The sequence below is a fragment of the Acidisoma sp. 7E03 genome (genome assembly GCF_054665075.1).
On record NZ_BAAFHE010000011.1, the window covers coordinates 186,336 to 210,293 of the forward strand.

Consider the following 23,958-nt stretch of genomic DNA (forward strand, 5'->3'; position numbering starts at 1 on the left):
TCCACGTCCCGCATCACGAGATAGCCCCCTGGCAGGCGGACGGCGTGCTGGCAGGCAGGCCGGGGGCGACGGGAACCAGGGCGAAGACGCTGCAGCCCGGCCCCTGCACCTCTCCCACCAGGCGGTCCGCCCCGTCTTCCGCACCGGTCAGGCCGATCGCCACGTAGCCTGGCGGTTGCAGGCGCCAAGCGCCGGGTGCCAGCGCCAGATGCCCCGCCTGGTCCAGATGCCCGCTCATCTCGAAGCAGCCCCGGGGCACGCCGGGGTTCTGCGTGATGGCATAGAATTCGAAGAGCCCCTCCGCGGTGCCGTCGGGCGCCACGACCAGCGTGAGATGGGCGCCCGTCAGACCCTGGGCACAGCGGTAGACGCCACTCCAGCTGCCGCTCTGCACCGCCGCGCGTCCCGCCGCAGGCAGGGCACAGCAGAGGGTCACCGCTGCCGCCAGATGACACAGTCCCGATTTCAGCCGCATGCCTTCTCCCTCGCTCCAGGAGAGCGGCCAACGCTGGCCTCAGCGAGACGGCGGCACGCCCTGGATCGCATCCTCGACCGAGTGGAAGACCGCGTCTTCCCCCAGCCGGCTCAGCAGCCCGCTCCGGGCCGCCACACACTGGGCCTTTTCCGATGAAAGCCGCGCCATGGCAACTGGAATACCACGTGCCTTGAGCCGGCCGATGGTGAGTCCGAGCAGCCGGGCGCCGGTATAGTCGATGCCGACCACGCCGCTCGCCTCCAGCACGATCCGGCGCACGGGCTCGGGCGCAGCCGCCACCATCGCCTCCAGCTGCCGGCAGATGGAGAGCGCATTGGTGAAGTTGACAGGCGCACCGATGGCGAAGACCAGGGTACCGGGCAGCCGCTCCCCCGCCTCCCCGGGCTCCGGCGGCCACCAGATGGTGGTGCCCGGCACCCGGGCCAGCGCCACGCAGCGTGGCCGCGCGATGCCATAGATGCTCTGGGCGAGGGACAGGCCGATGCTGCAGAGCATGCCGATCTCGATCGGCAGCACCACCACGAGCACGGCGCTCGCGAGCACGAGCAGGCTCTCCGGCCGGTTCTGCCGCCAGATCGCTGCCATCTCCTGCAGCCGGAACAGGCGCACGGCGATGGCGAGCAGGATTCCGGCGAGGGCCGGCTGCGGCACCAGGCGAAACAGCGATCCGCCCAGGAGCAGCAGGCACAGCACGGCACCGGCCGAGACGAGAGCAGCGAGCTGGGAGCGGCCGCCGCCTTCCACCACCGCGGCCGTGCGCGGCGGGCTCGCATTCACCGGGAAGGCGCCGGCCAAGCCGGCCGCGATGGAACCGAGCCCGACCCCGGCGAAATTCCGGTCGAGCGGCGCCAGCGGATCGGCATCGTCGGGAAAGGCCCGCAGCACCGTCGCCGTCTGCATCATGCAGACGAGGGCGAGGATGAGGGCGAGCGGCAGCAGGCGCAGCAAGTCGGCAAGCGGAATCAGCGACAGGGCGGGGGCCGGCAGGGCGAGGCTGGAGAGCGGCGCCATCATCACCACGCCATGCTGGTCCAGGCCGAAGAGCGCCGCCGCCCCACTGCCGAGCAGGACGGCGAAGAGCGCGCCCGGCCAATGAGGGGCATAGCGCTCGGTCAGGATCGTTGCGAGCGCGGCGCCGAGGCCGATGGCCAAGGCATAGGCATTGCAGGCGCCAAGCCCCGAAACGGCGGCGCTGAGCTGCGCCAAGAGCCCGCCCCCCGCGCCAGGCAGGCCGAGCAGCGGCGCCAGTTCGCCGACCCCGATGTGGATGGCGATCCCGGCAAGAAAGCCGTTGGTCACCGGGATCGAGAGGAGATCGGCGATCCAGCCAGCCCGCAAGACGGCGGCCATCAGCAGGATGAGCCCGACCGCGATGGCGAGGACGGGTACCAGGGCGCGATAGTCGGGCGAGGCGAAAGCGACAAAGGCGGCGAGGCCCCCCGCGAAGATCGGCGCGATCGTCGAATCGGCGCCGACCGACAGGAAGCGGCTGCGGCCGAGCAGGAGGAAGGCGAGCGTCGCGACGATGAAGGCGACGAGGCCGCTCTCGGCCGGCATGCCAGCGAGCCGGGCCGTCGCCACCTGCTCGGGAACTGCGATGGCCGTCAGTAGCAGGCCGGCCGCGAGATCATGGGGCAACCAGGACGGTCGCCAGCCGCGCAGTGAGGCGAAGAGCATCCCGCCCTCCCGCGCCGGCGGTTGCAGCCGCCCGGCCTCTCTCAAAGACAACCTCTCCGCCCTCCTCTGCCTTCACGCGTGATAGAAGATGGACCGGTCACCGAAAACGGGCCCAGCCCATCTTGATCCCGATCAATGCGAGGCCGGCATCGAGGGGCAGAATGATCGCACTCCGCCCTCGCGGCCGTGCGCCGCTCCCCAGGGAGACGTATATGTCACTCACCTCTCTCCTCGCCGCCCTTCAGCCCGATACCGACAATGCCGCGGTGATCGGCGCTGCCGCCAGCCTCGCCGCCCGTTTCGGTGCCCATATCGACGGCCTCGTGCTCGCGCCGCCACTCCGCATCTCGCCCAGCGAAGCCTATCTTGCCTCGGATCTCGCCGCCGAAGACCGGACCCTCCGCATGGACCAGATGCAGAGGGTGGAGACCGCCTTTCGCGCAGGCATGGAGGGCCAGGCCCCGACCATCGGCTGGCACGCAGATCTCCACGCCGGAGACATCGCCGCCGCCATCGGCGACCATGCGCGCAGCAGCGATCTCATTCTGGCGGCGAGCGAGCCGCCGCGCGGGTTCACCGCCCCGCCCGCGGCCTTCCGGCTGGGCGATCTCGTGATGCAGGCCGGGCGCCCCGTCCTCGTCCTGCCCACGTCGCCCGATCGCGCCCTCACGCTGACCCACGCTCTGGTCGCCTGGAAAGACGGCGTGCCAGCCCGCCGCGCCTTGGCCGACAGCCTGCCCCTGCTGCACAAATGCCGCCGGGTCACGCTCGTAGAACTCGTCCCCGAGGCCGAACTTCCCGAGGCCGAGCGTCGCCTGCGCCTGATCGCCGGCTGGCTCGCCCGCCACGGCATCACGGCCGCTCAGCATGCCGCCGCCTCCGTGGGCGAGGATGCCAGGCGGCTGCAACAGATCGCGAAGGAAGAGAGCGCCGATCTCCTGGTCGCCGGGGCCTATGCGCATAGCCGGGCGCAGGAATGGCTCTTCGGCGGCGTGACGCGCCGGTTGCTGACCCACCCGGAAATCCCGACCCTGCTCTCTCACTGAGAGCAGGCGCCGAGAGCCGCCGGAACCTAGCCTTCAACCACGGCGCCGCGCGCCAGCGCGCGGACGATGTCGGACCGGCTGACGATGCCCACCATCCGCCCCTCCCGCAGAATGGGCAGGCGCTTCACCTGCTTCGCCGTGATCAGATCGGCGAGTTCGGCGAGGCTTGTCTGCTCATCCGCAGTGACCACCGGCGTGGTCATCAGCTCCCGCGCCGAACGATGGTCCAGGCTGACATAGTCCTTGAACTCCGGCGCGAGATCCTGCCCCTCGGCGAGCACTTCCAGCCACCAGGCGCGTTTCAATGCCCGCTCCTTGGTGAAAGGCCGCAGCAGGTCGCCTTCGCTGACCATGCCGAGCACGTGCCCGGCGGCATCGCAGACGGGCACTGCGCTGACGCCATGCGCGACGAGGCGGCGTGCGATCTCCGGAACGCGCTCGTCCGGGCCCACGGTCACCACCGTCCGGGTCATGATATCTGCTGCATCGATCGACATTCGCGCCTCCCGCATTGGTTGGCGGAAAGGTTAAGAAGCCGGCGGGGAACCGACATTGATCTGCCGCAAGTTTCGTCAGCCGGTCGCGAGGGGCCCCGCCCAACGCAGAAGGGTCTCTATCGGCTGGGTCGCATCCAGCCGCGTCCAGTCGAGCGGGCCGGTCCCGTCAGCCAGTTGAGCGGCCAGCACCGCCGCGGTCGCGTCCGAAGCGTCCCCCTGCCGACCTGTGATCCGCGCGCGCAGCACCACCTCCGGCGCCTCCAGCCAGAGGCCGCGGAAGGCCACACCGAGACTTGCCGCGAGATCCGCTGCCTCCGCCCGCTCCGAAGGATGCCGATGGGTCGCGTCGAGGATAACGCTGTGCCCGGCGCGGAGCGCGGCGCGGGCAAGCTGGGCCATTTCCATGCGAAGCCGGGCCGTCACCTCGGGCCGATAGGCCTCGGGGTCGAGGCGTGTCGTCTCTCCTGCGCCCAACATCGCCTTGCGCAGCACGTCGCTGCGCAGATGCACGGCGCCGGGTGCGGCGCCAAGCACCGGCGCGAGGGCAGTCGCGAGCCGCGTCTTGCCGCTGCCCGAGAAGCCGCCAACGGCGACGAGCCTGGACGGAGGCGGGGTCAGGAAGGCGCAAGCCGCCTTGAGATAGCGCCGCGCCGCCTCCAGTTTCGTGACGGCGCGCTGGGCCTCTTCGCTCAGCCGGCTTTGCGCGATCAATACTTTGGCGCGGATCGCCGCACGCAGGGCCAGGAAGAAAGGCAAGGCTTCGAGCGCGGCCATCTGCGCAAGCGGTGCTGCGCTTGCGACGAGATAGCGGCCAAAGAGGAGATTGGCTTCGGCATGCAGGCCGCGATCCCATAGGTCCATGAGCAGGAAGGCAAGATCATAGAGCAGGTCGCAGGTGGCGATCGCCTCGTCGAACTCGATCGCGTCGAAGAGCACCGGTGCGCCGTCAATCAGCGCGATATTGCCGAGATGCAGATCGCCGTGGCAGCGGCGAAGAAAGCCGTGTGCCGCGCGGCTTTCGAGCAGCGGCATCACCCGCTCCAAGGCCTCGCCTGCGCCCGAAACGAATTGTGCCACCTGCGGGCCCGGCAGCGGGCCGATTGCCCCCTGCAGATCCTCCACCGTGTCGGTAAGGATCGTGCGGAGATGGAGGACGGCCGCTGGGTTCTGCACCACCGGGGCGCGCGCATGGGCCGCGCTCACGACATCGGCGAGCCGCGCTGCCAGTCTTGCGTCCAGCCCGCGGCGCTCTGCCAGCCGGTCTAAGGTTGCCGCCTCATCGAAGCGGCGGAGATGCACGGCCCATTCGAGCACCGGGCCGTCGCCGCCGAGCTGAAGGCCGGCTGCGCTTTCGGTGATTGGCAGCAGGCCGAGATACAGCCCGGGAGCGTTCGGCTGATTGACCCGGAGTTCCGCTTCACAAGCCCGTTTCCGACGGTCGAGCGTCGAGAAGTCGAGGAAGGGATAGCGGACCGCGCGCTTGACCTTGTAGACGTCCTGCCCCGCCAGGAAGACGGACGCGGCATGAGTGTCGATGCGACGCACGGGCTCCGTCAGCCCATGCGTCGCCGGATCGGCGAGAAAGGTGAAGACCCGAGCCTGATGTTCGGCCTCGGTGGACCTGGTGTCGCCCATGTGCCGCTCCTCCGCCCCCAGCCTGCTTATCGGTGCAGGCGGCGGCAAGCCTTGATCGGCATCAAAACGGTCCGGCGCCTCAGCCGCGGGCGAGACGGCGGCCGAGGGCAATGCCGCCCAGCGCCAGCGCCGCCACCGCCGTTCCCATGAACGCGGCCTTGTGGCGATCGGTGAAGACCTCGAGGCTGCGCCGGCGCGATTCACGGTCGAAATCGCCATGCGCCGAAAAATCGCCGGGCACGGGCTCGAAGAGATTGCCCTTGGCGTCGCCTGTGGAGGGCACATCCCGCAGCTGTCCCTTATACGCCGTCTTCGCGAGGTACCAGTCGAGCAGCCCGGGCGCCAACCGGTTGCCGAGAATGGCTTGGATGGTCGAGGTGCCGACCCAAACCTCCCGCCGCCGATGGGTTGCCGCGAAATAGATCGCGCGCGCCGGCACCTCGGGCTGATAGACGGGTGCGACAGGCCGGGCCTTGCGGCCCATCTTGTTCGCCGCCCAGTCGAATTGCGGGGTATTCACCGCGGGCAGATCGACCATGGTCAGATGCACGTCGAGCTTGTCGTGAATGATCTCGGAGCGGAGGGAATCAACGAAACCGCGGATCGCGGATTTCGCTCCGCAATAGGCGGCCTGCAAAGGCACCGAGCGATAGGCGAGCGCGGAACCGACGCAGACGATGGTGCCACGGTTGCGCCAACGCATGCGGGAGAGTGCCGCCATCGTGCCATGCACCTGCCCGAGATAGGTGACCTGGGTCGCCCGCTCGATCTCCGCCGCCTCCAGGCGGGACACAGGCGCGAAGACGGTTGCCATGGCGACGTTGACCCAGACGCCGATCGGCCCGAGTTCGGCTTCCACCCGATCGGCCGCCCGCTCCACGGCGGCCGCATCGGCGACGTCCGTCGGCAGCGGCAGGACGCGAACGCCATAGCGACCGGACAGTTCGGCCGCCGCCCGTTCCAGCCGCTCCGCGCCCCGGGCGATGAGGCCCAGAGCATAGCCATGGCGCGCAAACTCTTCCGCCGTCGCCCGGCCCACGCCCGCGCTCGCCCCGGTGATGACTGCGATCTTCGTCATGGTCTTCGTGCTCCATCCATCGGGGCCATACCCCGCTCACGTGATCGGGACATGGCGATCACCCCCGCCCGGGCCAGTCACAAAGGCGGGAAAGCCCGCAGCGCCCTGTCCTCCGGGCGGTTGACCGGGTGCAAGGGTCTGACGCACAAGCGAGAAAACAGAGAGGTTACGCGATGATGGCCGTGGGCCACGCGGCGTTGTCGCCGGGCTACATTTTGTCCGGCCTGCTCGTCGGCCTCCTGGTGGGGCTGACCGGCGTTGGCGGCGGATCGCTGATGACGCCGCTTCTCGTCCTGCTCTTCGGCTTCCATCCCTCCACCGCCGTCGGCACCGATTTGCTCTTCGCGGCGGCGACGAAGACCGTGGGTACCTCCATCCACAATGCGGGCAAGGCGGTGGAATGGCGCATCGTTGGGCTGCTCGCCACCGGGTCGCTGCCCGCCACCGTTCTGACCCTGCTGGTGATCGGCAAGCTCGGCACCGCAAGCCACGCGGTGAACACCGCGATCTCTCTCGTCCTCGGTGTCGCCCTGCTGCTCAGCGCAGTGTCCCTGGTGCTCAAGGACCAGGTGCTGCGGATCGCGCTGGAGCGCAACCCGGATTTCGGCGAGCGCACCTCGGTCTGGCTCACCATCCTCGTCGGCTTCATCGTCGGCGTGATCGTCTCGATCTCGTCGGTGGGCGCCGGCGCACTCGGCACCATCGCCCTCTTTTTCCTCTATCCGCGGATGCCGGTCGTCCGCATCGTGGGATCGGACATTGCCCATGCCGTCCCCCTCACCCTGCTCGCGGGCGTCGGCCACTGGTTCCTCGGCGCCGTCAACCTGCCGCTGCTCGGCTCGCTGCTCATCGGCTCGATCCCAGGAATCATCATCGGCAGCCTCGCCGCGCGCCGGGCGCCGGAGACCTTCCTGAAATGGTCGCTCGCCACCGTGCTGCTGCTCGTCGGCATCAAGATGCTGACGGTCTGAGCGGGCTCCTCAGCCGGCCGCGATGACCGCCAGGCCGCCCATATAGGGCCGCAAGGCCTCTGGCACGCGGATGGTGCCGTCTGCTTGCTGATAAGTCTCCATCACGGCGATCAGCGTGCGGCCGACGGCGAGGCCGGAGCCGTTGAGGGTATGGGCGAAGCCGGCGGCTTTGCCGTCTGCGCCGCGGATACGAGCGTTCATGCGCCGCGCCTGGAAATCCCGCATGTTCGAGCAGGAGCTGATCTCGCGCCAGGCCTGCTGGCCGGGCAGCCAGACTTCGAGATCGAAGGTCTTGGAGGACCCGAAGCCGGTATCGCCGGTGCAGAGCAGCATCCGCCGATAGGGCAGGCCCAGGCGCTCCAGCACCGTCTCGGCACAGCGCGTCATGCGCTCATGCTCGGCGGCACTTTCCTCCGGCCGGGTGATGGAGACCATCTCCACTTTCCGGAACTGATGCTGGCGCAGCATGCCGCGCGTGTCCCGCCCGGCCGAGCCCGCCTCGCTCCGGAAGCAATCGGTCAGCGCCGTCATGCGCCAGGGCAGGCGCGCCTCCGGCGTAAGCTCGCCCGCCGCCATGTTGGTGAGCGGCACTTCGGCGGTCGGGATCAGCCAGCGCCCATCCGTAGTGCGGAACAGGTCCTCGGCGAATTTCGGCAGCTGCGAGGTGCCGTAGACCGCGGCATCGTTGACGAGGGTGGGCACCACCATCTCCTCGTAGCCATGCTCCACCGTGTGCAGGTCGATCATGAACTGGCCGAGGGCGCGTTCCAGCCGCGCAAGCGCACCCCGCAGCACGGTGAAGCGGGCGCCGGCGAGCTTCGCGGCATTCGCGAAATCCATCAGTCCCAGCGCTTCGCCCAGCTCGAAATGCTGACGCGGCGGGAAGTCGAAGGAGGGGACCTCCCCCCAGCTCTTGAGCACGAGGTTGGCGCTTTCGTCGGCGCCGTCCGGCACGTCCTCCTGCAGGATATTGGGCAGGGATTCGAGGAGGGCGCGAATTTCCGCATCCGCACGGTCGGCCTCCGCCTGCAACTGCTCCATCTCGCTGCGGAGCGTGACGGCCGTCTGCTCCAGGCTCGTCGTATCCGCACCTTCCCGCTTGGCTTTGCCAATGTCGCGGGCGAGTTCGTTGCGCTTCGCCTGCTTCTCCTGCAACACAGAGAGCGCCGTGCGACGGTCTGCGTCCAGCGTCAGGATCGCCTCCGACTGGGGCGGCAGGCCGCGGCGGGCCATAGCGGCGTCGAAGGCCGCCGGTTCGGCGCGGATGGCGCGAATGTCATGCATGGTCAGGCTCTCGGTCTTATGGGCTTAGCGCACGGCGGGCCGCGCTATTCCTCGTCATCCTGCGGCTTCGGCTCCACCAGCCGGACGGAGATGATGGAAATCTCGTAGAGCAGGATCAGCGGCAGGGCGAGGCCGCACTGGGTCAGGATGTCGGGCGGCGTCAACACGGCGGCGATCACGAAGCATCCGACATAGGCGTAGCGGCGGTAGCGCTTCAGCGTCTTCGAGGTGAGGATGCCGACCTTACCCATCAGCGTGAGCGCGACAGGCAGTTCGAAGGCGACGCCGAAGGCGAAGACCAGCTTCATGACCAGGCCAAGATATTCGGAGACCTTGGCCATCAGCTCGATCTGCATGCCGTCGGCGGCCGGATGCGCAGCCGGCGTCTGGAAGCTCAGGAAGAAACCGAATGCGACGGGAAAGATGAAGTAGTAGGCGAGCGCTGCACCCGCCAGGAACAGCACCGGGGTCGCCACGATGAAGGGCAGCAGCGCCTTCTTCTCGCTCCGGTAGAGACCGGGCGCGATGAACAGCCAAACCTGCGAGGAGATCAGCGGGAAGGAGACGAAGATCGCGGCATAGGCCGAGACCTTGATGTAGGTGAAGAAGGCTTCGTAGAGCTGGGTATAGATCAGCCGCGGCTCCTGGCCTCGGCTCTTCATCACATGCACCAGCGGCTCGGCGATGAAGGAGTAGATCTGGAAGGAGAAGTGGTAGCAGACCAGGAAGGCGAGCAGAAAGCCAGCGCCCGACCACAGCAGCCGCCGGCGCAGTTCCGCCAGATGCTCGAGCAGCGGCATCGGCTTGTCGTCGATTACGTCGTTGTCGTCGCGCGCCACGTCGGCTGCCTCGGTCTCTCTCAGTCGGTTGCTGCCATCAGCGGCGAATGCCTGGCGGTACGAAGGCCGGGCGGCCTCCCGTCAGGCTCAGGGTGGGCGGCACGAAGGCCGGCCGTGCCGGCCCCTCGGCCAAAGCCGGCTCCAGATCGTCCGGCCGGTCGATGCGGTATTCGGGAAACTCGCCGACGGCCACCGTCTCGACTGCCGTCGGATCGCTGGAGGCGGCGTGCGTGCCACCGGCGGGGGTGGTCAGCGGGTCCTGGAAGGCAGAGCGGATGGAATTGTCCGGGTCGATCATCCGGCCGATCTGCTTGCGGACGTCAAGGCCGCCGCGCAGCTCGTTGATGCTGTCCCGCACCTCGTGGAGATTGGCCTCGCGCACCACCTCGTCCATCTGGCTCTGGAACTCGCCCGCCATCCGCCGGGCCTTCTTGAGCATGGTCGTGATGGAGCGGATCGCCACAGGCATGTCTTTGGGGCCGATGAAGATCAGCGCCGCGGCCGCGATGACGGCGATATGGGACCAGGACAGGAAATCGAACATGGCGGGCGCTTGCTCCTCCCCGGACTGCTAGCAGGGATTGGCGGGCAGGGAAACTCCGCCTCAGGTGGCGGCGGGCGGTGTCTCCTCGGGCGACGGAGGTTCGTCCGCCGCGGTGTCTCCGGTGACGGGTTCCGCCCCGCCTTCCGCCTCCGCCGCCTCAGCGCCAGCCTCCGTTTCGGGCTCGGCCGACGGGTCCATGGCGCCGGGCGGCAGGCCGCCCATCACCGCATTGTCGTTGATCAGATCTTCCCGCCGCGGCAGGTCGGAGAGCGATTTGAGGCCGAATTTGGCAAGGAAGGTCGGCGTCGTCCCCCATAGCGTCGGCCGGCCGGGGCTCTCCTTGCGGCCGCAGGGCGCGATCAACTCCGCCTCCAGCAGGGCGTCGAGCGTGTTCTGGGACAACGCCGTGCCGCGCACCTCCTCGATCTCGCCCCGCGTGACGGGCTGGCGATAAGCGATGATGGCCAACGTCTCCATGGCGACGCGCGGCAGGCGGCGCGGCACTTCGATGACGCGGGTAAGGCGCGGGGCCAGATCGGGCGCGGTGCGGAATTGCAGGCCGCCCGCGACTTCCGCCAGTTCCACGCCTCGGCCGGCATAGCGCGCGCGCAGCGCGTCGACCACCGCCTCCATCGCCTCGTCCTCGGGCAGCAGGGGTTTCAGCACGCGCAGCGGCACGGGTGCGGTGGAGGCGAAGACCAGCGCTTCGGCCAGGCGGAGGGATTCCTCGGATACGCTCAATTCGTCTTTCGTCCCGGATCGTGGGAGGGAACCGACCGCCAGGTGGCCGGTCTCACAGGGCTAGCTAGCCGATGCCCCTCCCCCCGCGCCAGCCCGGGCGCGACAGAAATGCGCCACGCGGGCGGAACTAGGCTCTTCTCCCTCTTGTGGAGGCAGGGGCACGCGGGTAAGCCCCCCGCGTTGCTGTGGCCGTGGAAGGTTCTCTCTTTATGTTCTCTCGCATTCTCGGAATGATGTCTGCCGACATGGCGATCGACCTCGGCACGGCGAATACCCTGGTCTACGTCAAGGGCCGCGGCATCGTGCTGAACGAACCTTCGGTGGTGGCGATCGCCGATGTGCGGGGCAAGAAGCAGGTGCTGGCGGTCGGCGAAGAGGCCAAGAGCATGCTGGGCCGCACGCCGGGCAACATCTCCGCCATCCGCCCGATGCGGGACGGCGTGATCGCCGATTTCGAGATCGCCGAGGAGATGATCAAGCACTTCATCCGCAAGGTGCATCATCGCCGCGGCTTCGCGAGCCCGCTCATCATCGTCTGCGTGCCCTCCGGCTCCACCGCCGTCGAGCGCCGCGCCATTCAGGAAAGCGCCGAGAGCGCCGGCGCCCGCAAGGTTCTGCTGATCGAGGAGCCGATGGCGGCCGCCATCGGCGCCGGCCTGCCGGTGACCGAACCCTCCGGCAGCATGGTGGTGGACATCGGCGGCGGCACCACGGAGGTGGCCGTCATCTCCTTGGGCGGCATCGTCTATGCCCGCAGCGTGCGCACCGGCGGCGACAAGCTGGACGAGGCCATCATCAGCTACATCCGCCGCCACCATAACCTGCTGATCGGCGAGAGCACGGCCGAGCGCATCAAGATGGACATCGGCGCCGCCATGACGGAAGCACCCGGCATTGACGGTCCCTGGCGCGAAGTGAAGGGCCGTGACCTGATGCACGGCGTGCCGCGCGAGGTGATGGTGAGCCAGCGCCAGATCGCCGAAAGCCTCGCCGAACCGGTGAGCGCCATCGTCGAGGCGGTGAAGGTCGCGCTGGAGAACACGCCGCCGGAACTCGCCGCCGACATCGTCGACAAGGGCATCGTGCTGACTGGCGGCGGCGCGCTGCTGCACCGGCTGGACCAGGTGCTGCGGGACGAGACGGGCCTGCCGGTCGTCGTCGCGGAGGAGCCGCTGCAATGCGTCGCCCTCGGCACGGGCCGCGCCCTCGAAGAGATGAAGCGCCTGCAGAACGTGCTGACCTCGATGTATTGAGGTCGGGAAGGCGGGGGCCGATGAACCGGCCCCCGCCCGACTCGCGGACCTGCTCAGCCGGGACCGCCGCAGGTTTGAGTCGATTCTTCGGCCGACGGCGCGTATAGCCCCCATCTCGCACAAATCTCAGACTTGGAGATCCAGACGCGGTGATACGGCTGTCTATCCCTGTCCGCCAGGCGCTGGAAAAACTCTCGCTTCCGGTTCTGATCGCCGCCGCCTTTGGGCTCATGCTCATCGGCAAGGCGGATGCGGTCCTCGCCGTGGAAGTGCGTGTCGCCCTCGCCGACATGCTGTCTCCGATCTATGCCGCGATGGCTCAGCCGCTCTCGGCCGTGCGCAGCTTCGGCAGCGACATGGTGCAGATCTGGGACATCCGGGCCGAAAACGCCCATCTGCGGGCCGAGAACGAGCAGCTGCGCCGCTGGCAGGCGGCCGCCCTCGCGCTCGAAGCGCAGAACCTGGAGTTCAAGGCCGAACTCAACTGGATGCCGCCGGCCGCCCCCGCCTTCACGACGGCCCCGGTGGTCGCCGATTCCGGCGGCATCTACGCCCGATCGGTGCTGCTCGCGGTCACCCCGCCGCATCAGGTGGTGCGTGGCGAAATCGCCATGGACGATCGCGGCGTCGTCGGTCGGGTCACGGAAGTGGGCGACCGCAGCGCGCGCGTGCTGCTCATCACCGACATCAACAGTCGCGTGCCCGTGCGGCTGGAAAGCAGCGACGGCCACGCCATCATGGAAGGCACCAACGGCGCCTTTCCCGTGCTGCGCTACTGGCCGGAAGGCCATGCGCCGATCGAGGGCGAGCGGGTGATCACCAGTGCCTCCGCCGGGGCGTTTCCGGCCGGCCTGCCGCTCGGCACCGTGCACTACAATGCCGACCACGTGCCGCAGGTCTATCCGGTGGCGGATCTCGACCACCTCTCCATCGTCCGCCTCTTCGATTATGCCGATACAGGCGTCGATTCCCCCGATGCGCCGCCCGGGCGCAAGATGATGCAGAAGCCGCCCCCGCCCCTCACGGCGCCGGTTCCCCGGGCCCGATAACCTTGGACAGAACGCCAGGCATCCGGCCAAGGCGCGGCTGGGGCCAGCGTCTGGACCGGGCCGCGCGCAGCGGCTTTCCCGCCGGTACCACGCTGCTCGGCATGGTGCTGCTCTCGGCGCCGCTCGGCATCCCCGGGCAGGCCGAGTTGTTGCCCGCCTTCACCCTGGCCGCCGTCTTCTTCTGGACGCTGTTCCGTCCCGGTTCCGTGCCGCCGCCGCTCATCTTCGTCATCGGCCTGCTCGGCGACCTCCTGGGCGAGATGCCACTCGGCAGCACCGTCCTCGTGCTTCTGCTAACCCAGCTCCTGGTGGTGCGGACACGGCGCTACCTGCCGCAGAAGGGCTTCCTCTTCGTCTGGCTGGTCTTCGTCGCGGTCGCAGCCGTCGCCGCCCTGTTGCAATGGCTGCTGGCCTGCGGGATGGACTGGGTGCTCTATCCGCCGATTGCCGGGATCGCGCAGTTCCTGCTCGCCGCCGGCCTCTACCCATTGCTCGCCATGATCTTCACCCGCGCGCACCGCACCGTCGCGGCACCGGAAAGGGTGTGATGCGGGTTAAGAAAGAAACACGTGCAGCGCGACCTCAGGCTGCTAAGAGGCGCGCATGAAGAAGGAAATCACGCGGAGCGGGGTGTTCACGCGCCGGGCGCTGCTGATCGCTGGCGGCGAAATCGCGGTTTTTGGCCTTCTCGGCGCCAAGCTCTACAAGATGCAGGTGGTGGACGGCGCCAAATACACCGCCATGGCGCGCGGCAACTCCGTCAGCGTGCGCCTGCTGCCCGCCTCCCGCGGGCGCATCTTCGACCGCTTCGGCGCGGCCCTCGCCACCAACAAGCAGCATTGGCGCGCCTTGCTGATGGTGGAGCAGACGAACGACGCCGCCTCCGTGCTGGACACCTTCTCCAAGCTCATCCCGCTGTCGGACAGCGAACGCGCCCGCATCCTCCGCGAATTGCGGACGCATCAGCGCTATGTCCCGGTGATGCTGCAGGACTTCCTGAGCTGGGAGCAGATGGCGCTGATCGAGGTGAACGCGCCGAACCTGCCGGGCGTGCTGATCGACGTCGGCTCCACCCGCCTCTATCCGACGGACGAATTGCTCGCCCATGTCGTGGGCTACGTCGCGCCGCCGCACGATGCCGACGTGAAGGCCGATCCCACGCTCGCCATGCCGGGCATGCGCGTCGGCCGCACCGGCGTCGAGGGCTTCAACGACGTCGCGCTGCGGGGCAAAGCCGGCGCCCAGCAGCTCGAAGTCAACGCCCTCGGCCGCGTCATCCGCGAGTTGGACCGGCAGGAAGGCACGCCAGGGATCGACATCGGGCTTTCCATCGACACCGCCTTGCAGCAGGCAACCGCCAATCATCTGGCGGGCTTGAGCGCCAGCGCCGTGGTGATGGACCCGCGCAATGGCGAGGTGCTGGCCATGGTGAGCCAGCCGAGCTTCGACCCGAGCCTCTTCGATTCCGGCGTGAGCAACGCGCAGTGGCAGGCCTGGATGAACGATCCACGCAAGCCGCTGGTCAACAAGGCGGCGGCCGGCGTCTATCCGCCGGGCTCGACCTTCAAGCCCGTCACCGCCATGGCAGGTCTCTCCTCGGGCGCCATCAGCCCGGACGAACGGCTGAACTGCCCCGGCTATTTCGACCTCGGCAATGCGCGCTTCTACTGCTGGCGCAAATGGGGTCACGGGATGCAGGACGTGAAGGCGGCGCTGAAGAACAGCTGCGACGTCTTCTTCTACCAGGTGGCCCTGCGCACCGGCATCGACCCCCTGGCCGCCTATGCCAAACGCTTCGGCATCGGCGCCGACATCGGCATGGACCTCACCAACGTCTCCGATGGCTTCATGCCGAACAAGGAATGGAGGGCCCGGCAGCACAAGCCTTGGCCGCTGGGCGATACGGTGGTGAGCGGCATCGGCCAGGGCTACATCCTGGCGACGCCGCTCTCGCTCGCAACCCTCTGCTCGCGCGTCGCCACGGGCCGGGCGGTCGGCCCGCATGTCGCGCGGCAGCGCGGTGGCGTGCTGCAGACCGGCACGGCCGCCGAGGACTGGCCGGTCCTCGGCATGCCCAACCGCTATCTCTCCCTGGTGCGCCAGGGCATGTGGGAGGTGGTGAACGCGCCGGACGGCACGGCCAAGATCGCCAAGCTGCCGATGCCGGACGTGCAGATGGCCGGCAAGACGGGCAGCGCCCAGGTGGTGCGCGTCAGCCGCGCCCAGCGCGAACACGGCTTCAACTCCATGAACCTGCCCTGGGCGCTGCGCCCGCACGCCCTCTTCATCGGCTTCGCCCCCTATGATGCGCCCCGCTACGCGGTTGCCGTGGTCGTGGAGCACGGCAATGCTGGCGCCGATGCCGCCGGCCCCGTGGCGCGCGATATCATGATCGATGCACTGACGCTGGACCCGGCGGGGCGCACCACGCCGCTGAAGCCGCCGCCCGCGCCACCGGAACAGAATTCGTGAGGGCCCGGCCATGATGGAACGGCGCCTGTGGCGCGAAGGCTCCCTCGGCGTCGCCGGCAAGGTCTGGCAGACGAACTGGTTCTTCGTCCTGCTCGTCTGCTGTCTCGCGAGTGTCGGGTACGCCGCGCTCTACGCCGCGGCCGGCGGCTCGCCCGAACCCTATGCTCAGAAACAGCTCGTCCGCTTCCTGATCGGTCTCGTGCTGATGCTGGCCATCGCGATGACCGACATACGGATCATCGCCCGTTGGTCGTGGTGGTTCTATGCCCTCGGCATCGTGCTGCTGCTGGTCGTTGCCAAATTCGGCCATGTCGGTAAGGGCGCTCAGCGCTGGATCGCCATCGGCAGCTTCCAGTTGCAACCCTCCGAACTCATGAAGCTCTTCCTGGTGCTGGGCCTGGCGCGGTGGTTCCACCGGGCGAGCTACGAACAGGTGGGGCGGCTGCGCTTCCTCGTCGTCCCGGCGATCGCCGTGCTCATTCCCGTCGGGCTGATCCTGAAGGAACCCAATCTCGGCACGGCGGTCATCACCGGCGCCATCGGCGCGGCGATCTTCCTCGCCGCCGGGGTCCGCTGGTGGAAATTCGCGATCATCATCATCGGCATCGGCGCCGCCCTGCCCGTCGCCTATCACCACCTGCACGACTACCAGCGCCAGCGCATCCTGACCTTCCTGCATCCCGAGCGCGATCCGCTCGGCACCGGCTACAACATCCTGCAATCGAAGATCGCGCTCGGCTCCGGCGGCATGTGGGGCCGCGGCTTCCTACACGGCACCCAGAGCAACCTCGACTTCCTGCCCGAGAAGCAGACGGACTTCATCTTCGACGTGCTGGCCGAGCAGTTCGGCCTCGTCGGCAGTCTCAGCGTGCTCGGCCTGCTGCTGCTCATCGTGCTGAGCGGCATGCTGATCGCGATGCGATGTCGCCACCAGTTCGGGCGACTGGTGGCGCTCGGCATCAGCGTCGATCTCTTCCTCTACGTATTCGTCAACATCGCGATGGTGATGGGCGCGATTCCGGTGGGCGGCGTGCCTTTGCCCCTCATCTCCTACGGCGGCTCGGTGCTCATCACCGCGATGATCGCCTTCGGCCTGCTGATGTCGGTGCACGTACACCGCGACGTGGAATTTTCCGACGACGACGGCTGAGCCGCCTCACCCGCCCGCCACATAGCGGGCGCGCCAGGCAGCCTTCACCGGGCTTTCCTGCCGGGCGATGGGCACGGCGTCAGGCCGCGCCTCCAGCCCTGGCAGCCCGAGCCAGCGGCCGATCTCCGCGACGGTTTGGTGCGGCGCCGCCACCAGCGGCTCATAGGCGAGGTGAAAGGGCACCAACCCGTTGCTCGCGAAGAAACGGTAGAAGCCGAAATTCTGCTGGGTGATCAGCGCCTGCTGGTCCTCGAGGATACGCCGGTCATAGACCAGAGCCTCGTCCGGCATGCGCCGCGCCTGGCGCGACGTCCATTGCTGGGTCTGGATCGCGACGAGCAGCGAAATCGCCTGGGCGAGCTTGTCCTGCCGCTCGATGAGCAGAAAGCGGGCCCGGTCGCCGATCTCATCGAGAAGGCCGGTCTCCGCCAGCATCAGCAACTGCTCCAGGCCGAGCTTGGCGGTGAACCAACCACCCAGCGCCAGGCGCCGGCACAGGAAATCCATATAGGCGGGAAAGCTCTGCAGCCCTTGGGCCCGTACGTGCTCTTCCATCGTCTCGCCGTTGAAGACCTCCTCCGGGCGGTTCAGCGCGCCGGTGGAGGCCAGCAGTTCGGCGAGATAGTTCGAGCCGCAGCGGTTCGTGAAGCAGAGGAAGAGGAAGCGGAGTCCACGGTCGAGACGCGGCCGGGCGCCCTTCGGGACGAAAAGCCGATCGAGCGTTGCGCGATGATGGCGCTCGACCCCGGCGAGCTCCGACGGCACCTGGAGACGGCGGTCAACGGCCATGGCCAGGGGCGGCATCGCGGTCTAAAAGGCGGCAGGTCATAGACCCATCATGCGCAGGAACCGGGACTTTTGAAATCATCTGCCTGGCTCGATCAGATCGGTGGGCGCCTCGCCGATCAATTTCGTTTCCTCCTGGAGGCCGACCGGCTGAAGGGCGTGATCCGCCTCAACCAGATCGCGGATGGCAGCCGGCGGGAGAATACCGCCGAACATTCCTGGCATCTCGCGCTCTTCGCCATGGTTCTGCAGGACTATGCCGTGGAGCCGGTCGACATCTGGCGCGTGGTGCAGATGCTCATCCTGCATGATCTGGTGGAGATCGAAGCCGGTGACACGCCGCTGCACCTCACGCTGAACAATACGGACCAGGAAGCGCGGGAACGGGCGGCCGCCGACCTGCTCTTCGGGATGCTGCCCGAGGATCAGGGGCGTGACTTCCGCGCGCTGTGGGAGGAGTTCGAAGCAGCGGAGAGTGCCGATGCGCGCTTCGCCAAGGCCTGCGACCGGCTGCAGCCGATCCTGCTCAACCATGTCGTCGGCGGCGGTACCTGGGATGCACGGCCGGACTTCAACATCGACATGGAAAAGCAGCTCACCCATCGCATCCAGTTCGGCTCCCCCACCCTGTGGGCGGCAGCCGAAGTGGTCTTTGCCGATGCCGTCGCCTGCGGCTGGCTGCGCCCCGCCCCCGTCCGGGCCGATTAGAGCCGGCGGACCATCACCAACGCATCGACGAAGCCCTCGCGCGGATGCGCGAAGGCTTCGGGCAGCCGGCACAGCGTCTCGAAGCCGAGGCTCTGCCAGAGATGCACGGCCGCCGCATTGATGCTGACGACGAAGTTGAACTGCATGGCGCGGAAGCCCCGCGCCTTGGCCTCCGCCAGGGCGAAATGCCCCATCGCCCGCGCAATGCCCCGGCCCGTGGCCTGCCCTGCCGTCGCGAAGCCGGCATTGGCGACATGCGCCCCCCCGCCGAGTTGGTTCGCCTGGATGTAGAAGGTGCCGAGCACGGCCCCTTCCACTTCCGCGACGAACACCGTGTGGGCCGGCATGAACCAGTGGGCCAGGGCCTGCTCGGCCGACCAGTCCCGCGGCAGGGCATAGACCTCCCCCGCCGCGATGATCGGGCCGATGATGGCCCAGATCGCCGGTCCGTCGGCGGCCGTCGCCGGCCGGATGGCAATGCCCGCGGCCATGGTCAGGCGAGACCGTCCAGCGCCTGGGCCAGATCCTCGATGAGGTCCTGCGGGTCCTCGAGCCCGATCGAGAGCCGGACGACGCCAGGGCCGATGCCGAGGCGCGCCCGTTCCTCTTCGCCCACGCGCATATGCGTCGTCGTTGCCGGATGGGTGATGAGGGATTTGGAATCGCCGAGATTGTTCGAGATGGCGATGAGTCCCAACCGGTTCAGCACGGTGAAGGCGGCGTCCTTCGTGCCGAGATCGAAGGTGACGAGCGTGCCCCCCGCGCTCATCTGGCGCAGGGCAAGGTCACGCTGCGGGTGGCTTTCCAGGGTCGGGTAGAAGGTGCGGGAGACCTTGGGATGGCCTTCGAGGAAGCGCGCCACCGCCTCCGCCGAACGGCAGGAGGTATCGACGCGCAGTCTCAGCGTCTCCAGCCCCTTCAGCAGCAGCCAGGCGTTGAAGGGGGAGAGCGCCGGCCCGGTGTTTCGCACGAAAGGCTGCAGCACCTCCTCGACCCACTTCTTGGTGCCGAGCACTGCGCCGCCGAGCACGCGGCCCTGGCCGTCGATGTGCTTGGTGCAGGAATAGACGACGACGTCCGCGCCCAGCTCCAAGGGCTTCTGCAGCAGCGGCGTCGCGAAGACGTTGTCCACCACGACGATGGTGCCGGAGGCATGGGCGAGTTCGGCGACGGCTTGCAGGTCCACGATGTCCAGCATCGGGTTCGACGGCGTTTCGAGGAGCACGAGTTGCGTCGGCGTCGCGAGGGCCGCCTTCCAGGCACCGAGATCGCCACCGTCCACGAAGACAGTCTCTATGCCGTAACGCGGCAGCAGGGTGGAGACGATCCAGTGACAGGAGCCGAAGAGCGCGCGGGCGGCGACGACGCGATCGCCGGCCTTGAGATGGCTCAGCATGGCCGAAGACACCGCCGCCATGCCGGTTGCGGTCACGCGACAGGCCTCCGCCCCCTCCAGCATCGCCAGCCGGCTTTCCAGCATCTGGACCGTCGGGTTGCCGAAGCGGGAATATTGGAAGTGCTCGACCTCACCCAGGAAGGTCTGCTCGGCCTGTTCGGCGCTGTCATAGACGAAGCCGGAGGTGAGGAAGAGCGCCTCGCTGGTCTCGCCGAAATTGCTGCGGATGGTGCCGCCATGCACGAGGAGACTCGCGGGGCGGAGGGTCTTCGGGGCTTTCGCCATGGCAATGGGCCTCTCATCGAGAAACCCGGCCGTGGATGCACGCCGGGCGCGGCTGCGCCCGACAGGCCTCTTTAGCGCGCTTCTTTCACCTCGCCGCAATCCGGCCGGACAAATCACGAGGGGCACGGTGGTGCCGCACCGTGCATAGGCCCGGGGCCCCTCCCCGTCAACGCCAGGAGCGCGGGGGAGCTTTTCAAACCCCGCGCGGACCGCTATGACCTGCGTCAGGCACCGCGGGTATGATGTAATGGTAGCCTGTCAGCTTCCCAAGCTGAATGCGCGGGTTCGATTCCCGCTACCCGCTCCAGCCTTTCCTCAAAATCCTGCCGTTTGCGCATGTCCCGCCGGTCCCTGGGCGATGAGATCGTCGTCGGGCAGCCGGTCGTAGAGCTTCAGCGTGATGAGATCGCCGACGGCGACCGTGCGCACCGGCGTGCCGAGCGGGCTCGTGATGCGGTCGAAGCTCTTGCGCGGGGTGTGATCGGCCTGGCCTACCTTGCCGGCGACGACCCAGACGCGTCCCCCCGCTTCGAGATGCGCGGCGGCCGCAAAGACGTCGCGCGTCCAGAGATCGTCGGGAATACGCTGGCCATCGCGGCCAAGGAAGAAGTCCATGATCGCAATCGGGCCGCGGTCTGGCACCAGCACGATGTCCCCCGGCTGCACCGCGCGCATCAGCTCCTGGGCGGCAAGGTCCCAGCGCGGCTTCGTTTCGGCGTGATAATAGGGGGCGAGATTGATGGCCGCGAGCAGCCCCACCGCGACGGTTGCCGCCAGCTGCAGCCGCGGGCGCGGCAGGCGGGTCACGCCGAGGCCTGCCAGGATGAAGAAGGGCACGGCCGCCCACATGACGTAGCGCGGCATCCAGAGCGGCTTGGCGATCGAAATCGCAAGGATCAGCACGGGCGGCAGCAGGGCCACGATCAGCATCGCCCAAAGCGTGGCCCGACGCTCGGACCCCGCACGCAGCCGCAGTACGCCGAGGAAGGAGAGGGCGAGGAGCAGCAGGCCAAGCCCCGGCACCACCACGGGAAACAGGTGGAAGCTGATGAGCCGGGAGATCCGCATGAAGTAGAGGGAGGCGAGGGTCGAGAAGAAGCTGTGCCAAGTCACGGGTGGCACCCAGTCGGTCGCGTTCCCCATATGCCCTTTGGTCACCAGCGTCATGGCCAGGAACCAGGGCAGGATCGAGAGCGCCGTCAGCGCCTGAACGAAGAGCCAGCGGCGGAGAAAGCGTTGCCGCCCCTCCCCCGCTTCCGCGGCGATGACGATCGCGGCGCAATTGGCGGAAATGACCCAGAAGAAGGCGGTGCTCAACACCTGCAGCGCGCCGATCGTGCCGAGCGCATAGAGCGCCCAGGGCAAGAGGCGGGCGTCCGCCGCGCCGCGCGGCCGGCTGACCGCCACCGGATCCTTCGCCATCAGCACGAGGCCCAGTAAACCGATCGCCATCATCAGGATGACGAAGGTGTAGGAACGTGCCTCCTGCCCGTACTGCACCTGCAGAGGCGAGAAGGCCATGAGAAGCCCGGCGGCGAGGCCGGCGCGCCAGCCGCCGAGGGCCCGGGCGACGAAATAGACCGCGGCCGCCGAGGCTCCGCCGAAGAGAGCGGACGGCAGGCGCAGGACGGACTCGCCGAGGCCGAACTTCCCGAAGAGAGAGGCGATCCAGAAGTAGGATGGCAGGTGATGCGCGGTCAGGCTGTCGCGCACCATGGCGTGCAGCGGCAGGCTGGAGCGCTGCACGGTGGTCACCTCGTCCAGCCAATAGGGCATGGCGCCGATGTGGTGCAGGCGCGCAGCGAGGCCCAGCAGTAGGACGCCCAGCGGCAGCAGGATCAGCTCGAGGGCGAAACGGGAGCGCGCTTCCCACCGCCGGGACGACGGTAAGAGCGTGTGAAGCGTTTCGCACTGGTCTGTCATTCTCAAAGGCAATCCTTTTGCCATCCCGCCGAATGGTGTGGTCGGGAGTTGGATGCCCTTGGAATGCGGCCGTTTTGCAGCCTCGAGCGTCTCATTCCATGGCACAGTCGCCCCCGCCGGAGCAGACCGTCCCAAGGCACACATCCGCATTCGCGTGAACGCATGAGGTTGTTAAGAGTTGCTACATACAAATCGCGCAAATGTGTGGTGTCGGCGCCGCCGGGCGAACCGGAAGGACAGCGCGGATCTTCAACCGCATTCAGGGAGTGCGTCATGAACGAAGCCTTTGCCCTCGACACTCTTTCAATGGACGTATCAGCCATTTCCTCTGAAGCGCGAACCCAACTCGAAACGATACAAGCGGAAATCGATGATGTCTGCGACAGCTACGGGCCGCGGCTCGCCGCGCTGCCGCTGGCGCGCAATCTGCTGGACTTCGACCTCGGCGTTCCGCTGGCGATGCTGAAGCCGCGCAGCGTGGCCGCGGACGTGCTGCGCATCGAAGACGGCTACGAGATCTCCGTCGAATTGCCCGGCCTAGACGAGACGAATGTCGAGATTGCCGTATCGGCCGATCTCCTCACGGTTCATGCCGAACGGCCGCGCGGGCAAGGCATGAGCACGACCGATCGCCAGTACCTCCTCTCCGAGCGGCGCTTCGGCCAGGTGATGCGGTCCTTCCGGGTTCCGGCCGCCGCGGATGTGGCCGGGATGACCGTCAGCTGCCGCAACGGCGTGCTGCTGATCCACCTGCCACGCAAGCGCGGCAGCCGCTGACGGCGGGGCCCCGCGGGTGGGGCCTGCCATGACAGTTCCCTCCGGCTCGGGGAATCGCCTATCATTGGCAGAATGTTGCATGCCGAAACGATGTGCCCCCTGCCCTCCCTGATGCTGCCGTTTCATCGCGGTGCGCGCATCCGATGAACGGCGGACATCACCTCCCGGGGGCCGACCCAGGTCATATCGCCTGTGAAATGGCACTCGAAATCGGCGACGACCAGCTGCAGACGCTGATCGCGCATCCGCTCTTCGACGAGGCGATGCTGCGCGCCGCCGCCTCCTCCGTCGCCTTCTACCGGGGCAGCTGGCTGCTGAACCGCATCGCGAACGACCGCGGACGGGTGATCGCCGCGCTGATGATGCTGGACCTGCACTTCGCCAACGGGCGTCGCGGCTTCACCGTGTCTCAGCTCCGCGACCAGGGGGAGCGCTACGGGGTGTGCAGCCCGAACCGGATGACGGCCCTCGCCGCGCTCTTCCGGGTCGGAAAGCTGCTCGGGCCGGTGGCGACGGCCGATTCCCGGCAGCGGAAACTCGCACCGACCCAGGCTCTGTTCGATCTGCATCGCGACCGCCTGCGCGGCATGCTGGGCGCCAACAGCCTGATCCATCCCGAGGTGGGGGAGATCGTCCCGCTCCTGCATGAGAACGAGGTGGTGGGCGACGTCGCCCGCGTCTATCTCAGCTATTGGCGCGGCGGCCTGCGCGCGGCCGGTGATGACCCGCTGCTCAACCGGCTGGCCGACCGCGACGCCGCCTTCACCATGCTCTTCCTGCTGATGACCGGGGCGAGCCGCGGCGAATCCTACCGCGTCTCCGACCTCGCGCGGCAATTCGCGATCTCCCGCACCCACGCCTCCGTCATCCTCCGCGAAGTGGCGGCGGAGGGTTGCGTGCGGCAAGTGAGCCCGGGCGGCCCCTACACCGGCACGCCGGACCTCATGCGGATCATGCGGCCCTTCTTCGCTCGGCTTTTCTACGCCCAAACCCAGGCCGCGGCCATTAGCATCGCCCGCCACGCCACGCTGCAGTCCCGACACCTCGAGCCTCTTCACATGAGCGAGGGCTGAGCCCGACGCGAGGCCGCGTTCGCAATTTGCGCGAAATGTTCGCTTGAATTTTCGCTTTGCGCGTGATTGATCGGAAACCGCTGTTCGAACCAGCCAGCGAGGTGCTTCCGTGACCGCGAATCCGCCAGACGAGATCTACGACCTTGCTGTGATTGGCGGTGGCGTGAACGGCTGCGGCATCGCCCGGGACGCGACGGGTCGGGGCTGGCGCGTCTTCCTCTGCGAGCAGCGGGACCTCGCCTCGGGCACCTCCTCCGCCTCCACCAAGCTCATCCATG

At 68.0% G+C, this 23,958-nt stretch carries 24 protein-coding genes, 1 tRNA gene and 1 riboswitch; of the genes, 12 read left to right on the forward strand and 13 right to left on the reverse strand.

What is annotated here, in order from left to right; translation table 11 throughout:
• Positions 1 to 13 precede the first annotated feature (13 nt).
• Together ACYQ6W_RS17555 and ACYQ6W_RS17560 are read right to left on the reverse strand one after the other, a co-directional pair.
• On the reverse strand, positions 14 to 475 hold the full coding sequence (locus ACYQ6W_RS17555) for a hypothetical protein (RefSeq protein ID WP_459677090.1): 462 nt from the start codon (positions 473 to 475) through the stop codon (positions 14 to 16).
• Between the two features lie 39 nt (positions 476 to 514).
• The gene (locus tag ACYQ6W_RS17560) at positions 515 to 2,173 is read right to left on the reverse strand and encodes a SulP family inorganic anion transporter (RefSeq protein WP_459677091.1); all 1,659 of its coding nucleotides are present in this window, start codon (positions 2,171 to 2,173) and stop codon (positions 515 to 517) included.
• A 212-nt stretch (positions 2,174 to 2,385) separates the two neighbouring features.
• Between ACYQ6W_RS17560 and ACYQ6W_RS17565 the strand changes: the two genes are divergently transcribed.
• A complete protein-coding gene (locus ACYQ6W_RS17565; protein WP_459677092.1) occupies positions 2,386 to 3,219 on the forward strand; it encodes a universal stress protein in 834 nt (277 codons plus the stop codon).
• A gap of 26 nt (positions 3,220 to 3,245) precedes the next feature.
• Here the strand turns inward: ACYQ6W_RS17565 and ACYQ6W_RS17570 are convergent, their stop codons facing one another.
• The 3 genes from ACYQ6W_RS17570 to ACYQ6W_RS17580 all read right to left on the reverse strand — a co-directional run bounded on the left by ACYQ6W_RS17570 (position 3,246) and on the right by ACYQ6W_RS17580 (position 6,429).
• Positions 3,246 to 3,716: a CBS domain-containing protein gene (locus ACYQ6W_RS17570; RefSeq protein WP_459677093.1), complete on the reverse strand. Its 471-nt coding sequence runs from the start codon at positions 3,714 to 3,716 to the stop codon at positions 3,246 to 3,248.
• Positions 3,717 to 3,791: 75 nt separating this feature from the next.
• Complete coding sequence (locus ACYQ6W_RS17575) at positions 3,792 to 5,351, reverse strand: bifunctional aminoglycoside phosphotransferase/ATP-binding protein (protein ID WP_459677094.1); 1,560 nt, start codon at positions 5,349 to 5,351, stop codon at positions 3,792 to 3,794.
• Between the two features lie 79 nt (positions 5,352 to 5,430).
• Entirely contained in the window at positions 5,431 to 6,429 is a 999-nt protein-coding gene (locus tag ACYQ6W_RS17580) for an SDR family oxidoreductase (protein ID WP_459677096.1), read from the reverse strand.
• Between the two features lie 173 nt (positions 6,430 to 6,602).
• Here ACYQ6W_RS17580 and ACYQ6W_RS17585 point away from each other — a divergent pair, with 173 nt between their 5' ends.
• Entirely contained in the window at positions 6,603 to 7,400 is a 798-nt protein-coding gene (locus tag ACYQ6W_RS17585) for a sulfite exporter TauE/SafE family protein (protein WP_459677097.1), read from the forward strand.
• A 9-nt stretch (positions 7,401 to 7,409) separates the two neighbouring features.
• Here ACYQ6W_RS17585 and serS read toward each other — a convergent pair whose 3' ends face one another.
• The 4 genes from serS to scpB all read right to left on the reverse strand — a co-directional run bounded on the left by serS (position 7,410) and on the right by scpB (position 10,808).
• On the reverse strand, positions 7,410 to 8,684 hold the full coding sequence (serS, locus tag ACYQ6W_RS17590) for a serine--tRNA ligase (RefSeq protein WP_459677098.1): 1,275 nt from the start codon (positions 8,682 to 8,684) through the stop codon (positions 7,410 to 7,412).
• A 44-nt stretch (positions 8,685 to 8,728) separates the two neighbouring features.
• Positions 8,729 to 9,484, reverse strand: coding sequence for a twin-arginine translocase subunit TatC (gene tatC / locus ACYQ6W_RS17595; protein WP_459677127.1), 756 nt, complete (start codon positions 9,482 to 9,484; stop codon positions 8,729 to 8,731).
• Positions 9,485 to 9,560: 76 nt separating this feature from the next.
• Positions 9,561 to 10,067: a Sec-independent protein translocase family protein gene (locus ACYQ6W_RS17600; RefSeq protein WP_459677099.1), complete on the reverse strand. Its 507-nt coding sequence runs from the start codon at positions 10,065 to 10,067 to the stop codon at positions 9,561 to 9,563.
• 60 nt (positions 10,068 to 10,127) lie between these two features.
• Positions 10,128 to 10,808, reverse strand: coding sequence for an SMC-Scp complex subunit ScpB (scpB, locus tag ACYQ6W_RS17605; protein ID WP_459677100.1), 681 nt, complete (start codon positions 10,806 to 10,808; stop codon positions 10,128 to 10,130).
• A 209-nt stretch (positions 10,809 to 11,017) separates the two neighbouring features.
• On the opposite strand from scpB, the gene ACYQ6W_RS17610 reads away from it, so the two are divergent.
• From ACYQ6W_RS17610 to rodA, 5 genes are all read left to right on the forward strand, one after another.
• Positions 11,018 to 12,061, forward strand: a complete 1,044-nt coding sequence (locus ACYQ6W_RS17610) for a rod shape-determining protein (protein WP_459677102.1) — start codon at positions 11,018 to 11,020, stop codon at positions 12,059 to 12,061.
• A 149-nt stretch (positions 12,062 to 12,210) separates the two neighbouring features.
• On the forward strand, positions 12,211 to 13,110 hold the full coding sequence (gene mreC / locus ACYQ6W_RS17615) for a rod shape-determining protein MreC (RefSeq protein ID WP_459677104.1): 900 nt from the start codon (positions 12,211 to 12,213) through the stop codon (positions 13,108 to 13,110).
• Positions 13,111 to 13,112: 2 nt separating this feature from the next.
• Positions 13,113 to 13,658, forward strand: coding sequence for a rod shape-determining protein MreD (gene mreD, locus ACYQ6W_RS17620; protein ID WP_459677105.1), 546 nt, complete (start codon positions 13,113 to 13,115; stop codon positions 13,656 to 13,658).
• A 55-nt stretch (positions 13,659 to 13,713) separates the two neighbouring features.
• Positions 13,714 to 15,582 carry a penicillin-binding protein 2 gene (mrdA, locus tag ACYQ6W_RS17625; RefSeq protein ID WP_459677106.1) on the forward strand — a complete coding sequence of 623 codons (1,869 nt, stop codon included), beginning with the start codon at positions 13,714 to 13,716 and terminating at the stop codon, positions 15,580 to 15,582.
• A gap of 10 nt (positions 15,583 to 15,592) precedes the next feature.
• Complete coding sequence (rodA, locus tag ACYQ6W_RS17630; RefSeq protein WP_459677107.1) at positions 15,593 to 16,732, forward strand: rod shape-determining protein RodA; 1,140 nt, start codon at positions 15,593 to 15,595, stop codon at positions 16,730 to 16,732.
• A gap of 6 nt (positions 16,733 to 16,738) precedes the next feature.
• On the opposite strand, the gene ACYQ6W_RS17635 is transcribed toward rodA, so the two are convergent.
• Positions 16,739 to 17,521, reverse strand: a complete 783-nt coding sequence (locus tag ACYQ6W_RS17635) for a Stf0 family sulfotransferase (protein WP_459677109.1) — start codon at positions 17,519 to 17,521, stop codon at positions 16,739 to 16,741.
• Between the two features lie 69 nt (positions 17,522 to 17,590).
• Between ACYQ6W_RS17635 and ACYQ6W_RS17640 the strand changes: the two genes are divergently transcribed.
• Positions 17,591 to 18,226 carry an HD domain-containing protein gene (locus ACYQ6W_RS17640; RefSeq protein WP_459677111.1) on the forward strand — a complete coding sequence of 212 codons (636 nt, stop codon included), beginning with the start codon at positions 17,591 to 17,593 and terminating at the stop codon, positions 18,224 to 18,226.
• Here the strand turns inward: ACYQ6W_RS17640 and ACYQ6W_RS17645 are convergent.
• Complete coding sequence (locus tag ACYQ6W_RS17645) at positions 18,223 to 18,717, reverse strand: N-acetyltransferase family protein (RefSeq protein WP_459677112.1); 495 nt, start codon at positions 18,715 to 18,717, stop codon at positions 18,223 to 18,225. The genes ACYQ6W_RS17640 and ACYQ6W_RS17645 overlap by 4 nt on opposite strands.
• Before the next feature lie 2 nt (positions 18,718 to 18,719).
• Complete coding sequence (gene metZ, locus ACYQ6W_RS17650; protein ID WP_459677113.1) at positions 18,720 to 19,907, reverse strand: O-succinylhomoserine sulfhydrylase; 1,188 nt, start codon at positions 19,905 to 19,907, stop codon at positions 18,720 to 18,722.
• Between the two features lie 50 nt (positions 19,908 to 19,957).
• A riboswitch (SAM riboswitch) is annotated at positions 19,958 to 20,037 on the reverse strand.
• A 103-nt stretch (positions 20,038 to 20,140) separates the two neighbouring features.
• On the opposite strand from metZ, the gene ACYQ6W_RS17655 reads away from it, so the two are divergent.
• Positions 20,141 to 20,214: transfer RNA gene (locus ACYQ6W_RS17655), tRNA-Gly, on the forward strand.
• A gap of 8 nt (positions 20,215 to 20,222) precedes the next feature.
• Here the strand turns inward: ACYQ6W_RS17655 and ACYQ6W_RS17660 are convergent.
• Positions 20,223 to 21,830 carry a glycosyltransferase family 39 protein gene (locus ACYQ6W_RS17660; RefSeq protein WP_459677114.1) on the reverse strand — a complete coding sequence of 536 codons (1,608 nt, stop codon included), beginning with the start codon at positions 21,828 to 21,830 and terminating at the stop codon, positions 20,223 to 20,225.
• Positions 21,831 to 22,103: 273 nt separating this feature from the next.
• Here ACYQ6W_RS17660 and ACYQ6W_RS17665 point away from each other — a divergent pair, with 273 nt between their 5' ends.
• From ACYQ6W_RS17665 to ACYQ6W_RS17675, 3 genes are all read left to right on the forward strand, one after another.
• Positions 22,104 to 22,607: an Hsp20/alpha crystallin family protein gene (locus ACYQ6W_RS17665; protein WP_459677116.1), complete on the forward strand. Its 504-nt coding sequence runs from the start codon at positions 22,104 to 22,106 to the stop codon at positions 22,605 to 22,607.
• A gap of 197 nt (positions 22,608 to 22,804) precedes the next feature.
• On the forward strand, positions 22,805 to 23,680 hold the full coding sequence (locus ACYQ6W_RS17670; protein WP_459677117.1) for a hypothetical protein: 876 nt from the start codon (positions 22,805 to 22,807) through the stop codon (positions 23,678 to 23,680).
• A gap of 109 nt (positions 23,681 to 23,789) precedes the next feature.
• Positions 23,790 to 23,958 (forward strand): FAD-dependent oxidoreductase (locus tag ACYQ6W_RS17675; RefSeq protein WP_459677128.1); only part of this gene is annotated, 169 nt, incomplete at its 3' end.

Bases quoted from the DNA above. Each gene is read 5' to 3' on its own strand.
- ACYQ6W_RS17555 (WP_459677090.1), bottom strand. From the start codon at position 475: ATGCGGCTGAAATCGGGACTGTGTCATCTGGCGGCAGCGGTGACCCTC.
- ACYQ6W_RS17560 (WP_459677091.1), bottom strand. From the start codon at position 2,173: ATGCTCTTCGCCTCACTGCGCGGCTGGCGACCGTCCTGGTTGCCCCAT.
- ACYQ6W_RS17565 (WP_459677092.1), top strand. From the start codon at position 2,386: ATGTCACTCACCTCTCTCCTCGCCGCCCTTCAGCCCGATACCGACAAT.
- ACYQ6W_RS17570 (WP_459677093.1), bottom strand. From the start codon at position 3,716: ATGTCGATCGATGCAGCAGATATCATGACCCGGACGGTGGTGACCGTG.
- ACYQ6W_RS17575 (WP_459677094.1), bottom strand. From the start codon at position 5,351: ATGGGCGACACCAGGTCCACCGAGGCCGAACATCAGGCTCGGGTCTTC.
- ACYQ6W_RS17580 (WP_459677096.1), bottom strand. From the start codon at position 6,429: ATGACGAAGATCGCAGTCATCACCGGGGCGAGCGCGGGCGTGGGCCGG.
- ACYQ6W_RS17585 (WP_459677097.1), top strand. From the start codon at position 6,603: ATGATGGCCGTGGGCCACGCGGCGTTGTCGCCGGGCTACATTTTGTCC.
- serS (WP_459677098.1), bottom strand. From the start codon at position 8,684: ATGCATGACATTCGCGCCATCCGCGCCGAACCGGCGGCCTTCGACGCC.
- tatC (WP_459677127.1), bottom strand. From the start codon at position 9,484: ATGCCGCTGCTCGAGCATCTGGCGGAACTGCGCCGGCGGCTGCTGTGG.
- ACYQ6W_RS17600 (WP_459677099.1), bottom strand. From the start codon at position 10,067: ATGTTCGATTTCCTGTCCTGGTCCCATATCGCCGTCATCGCGGCCGCG.
- ACYQ6W_RS17610 (WP_459677102.1), top strand. From the start codon at position 11,018: ATGTTCTCTCGCATTCTCGGAATGATGTCTGCCGACATGGCGATCGAC.
- mrdA (WP_459677106.1), top strand. From the start codon at position 13,714: ATGAAGAAGGAAATCACGCGGAGCGGGGTGTTCACGCGCCGGGCGCTG.
- rodA (WP_459677107.1), top strand. From the start codon at position 15,593: ATGATGGAACGGCGCCTGTGGCGCGAAGGCTCCCTCGGCGTCGCCGGC.
- ACYQ6W_RS17635 (WP_459677109.1), bottom strand. From the start codon at position 17,521: ATGGCCGTTGACCGCCGTCTCCAGGTGCCGTCGGAGCTCGCCGGGGTC.
- ACYQ6W_RS17645 (WP_459677112.1), bottom strand. From the start codon at position 18,717: ATGGCCGCGGGCATTGCCATCCGGCCGGCGACGGCCGCCGACGGACCG.
- metZ (WP_459677113.1), bottom strand. From the start codon at position 19,907: ATGGCGAAAGCCCCGAAGACCCTCCGCCCCGCGAGTCTCCTCGTGCAT.
- ACYQ6W_RS17660 (WP_459677114.1), bottom strand. From the start codon at position 21,830: ATGACAGACCAGTGCGAAACGCTTCACACGCTCTTACCGTCGTCCCGG.
- ACYQ6W_RS17665 (WP_459677116.1), top strand. From the start codon at position 22,104: ATGAACGAAGCCTTTGCCCTCGACACTCTTTCAATGGACGTATCAGCC.
- ACYQ6W_RS17670 (WP_459677117.1), top strand. From the start codon at position 22,805: ATGGCACTCGAAATCGGCGACGACCAGCTGCAGACGCTGATCGCGCAT.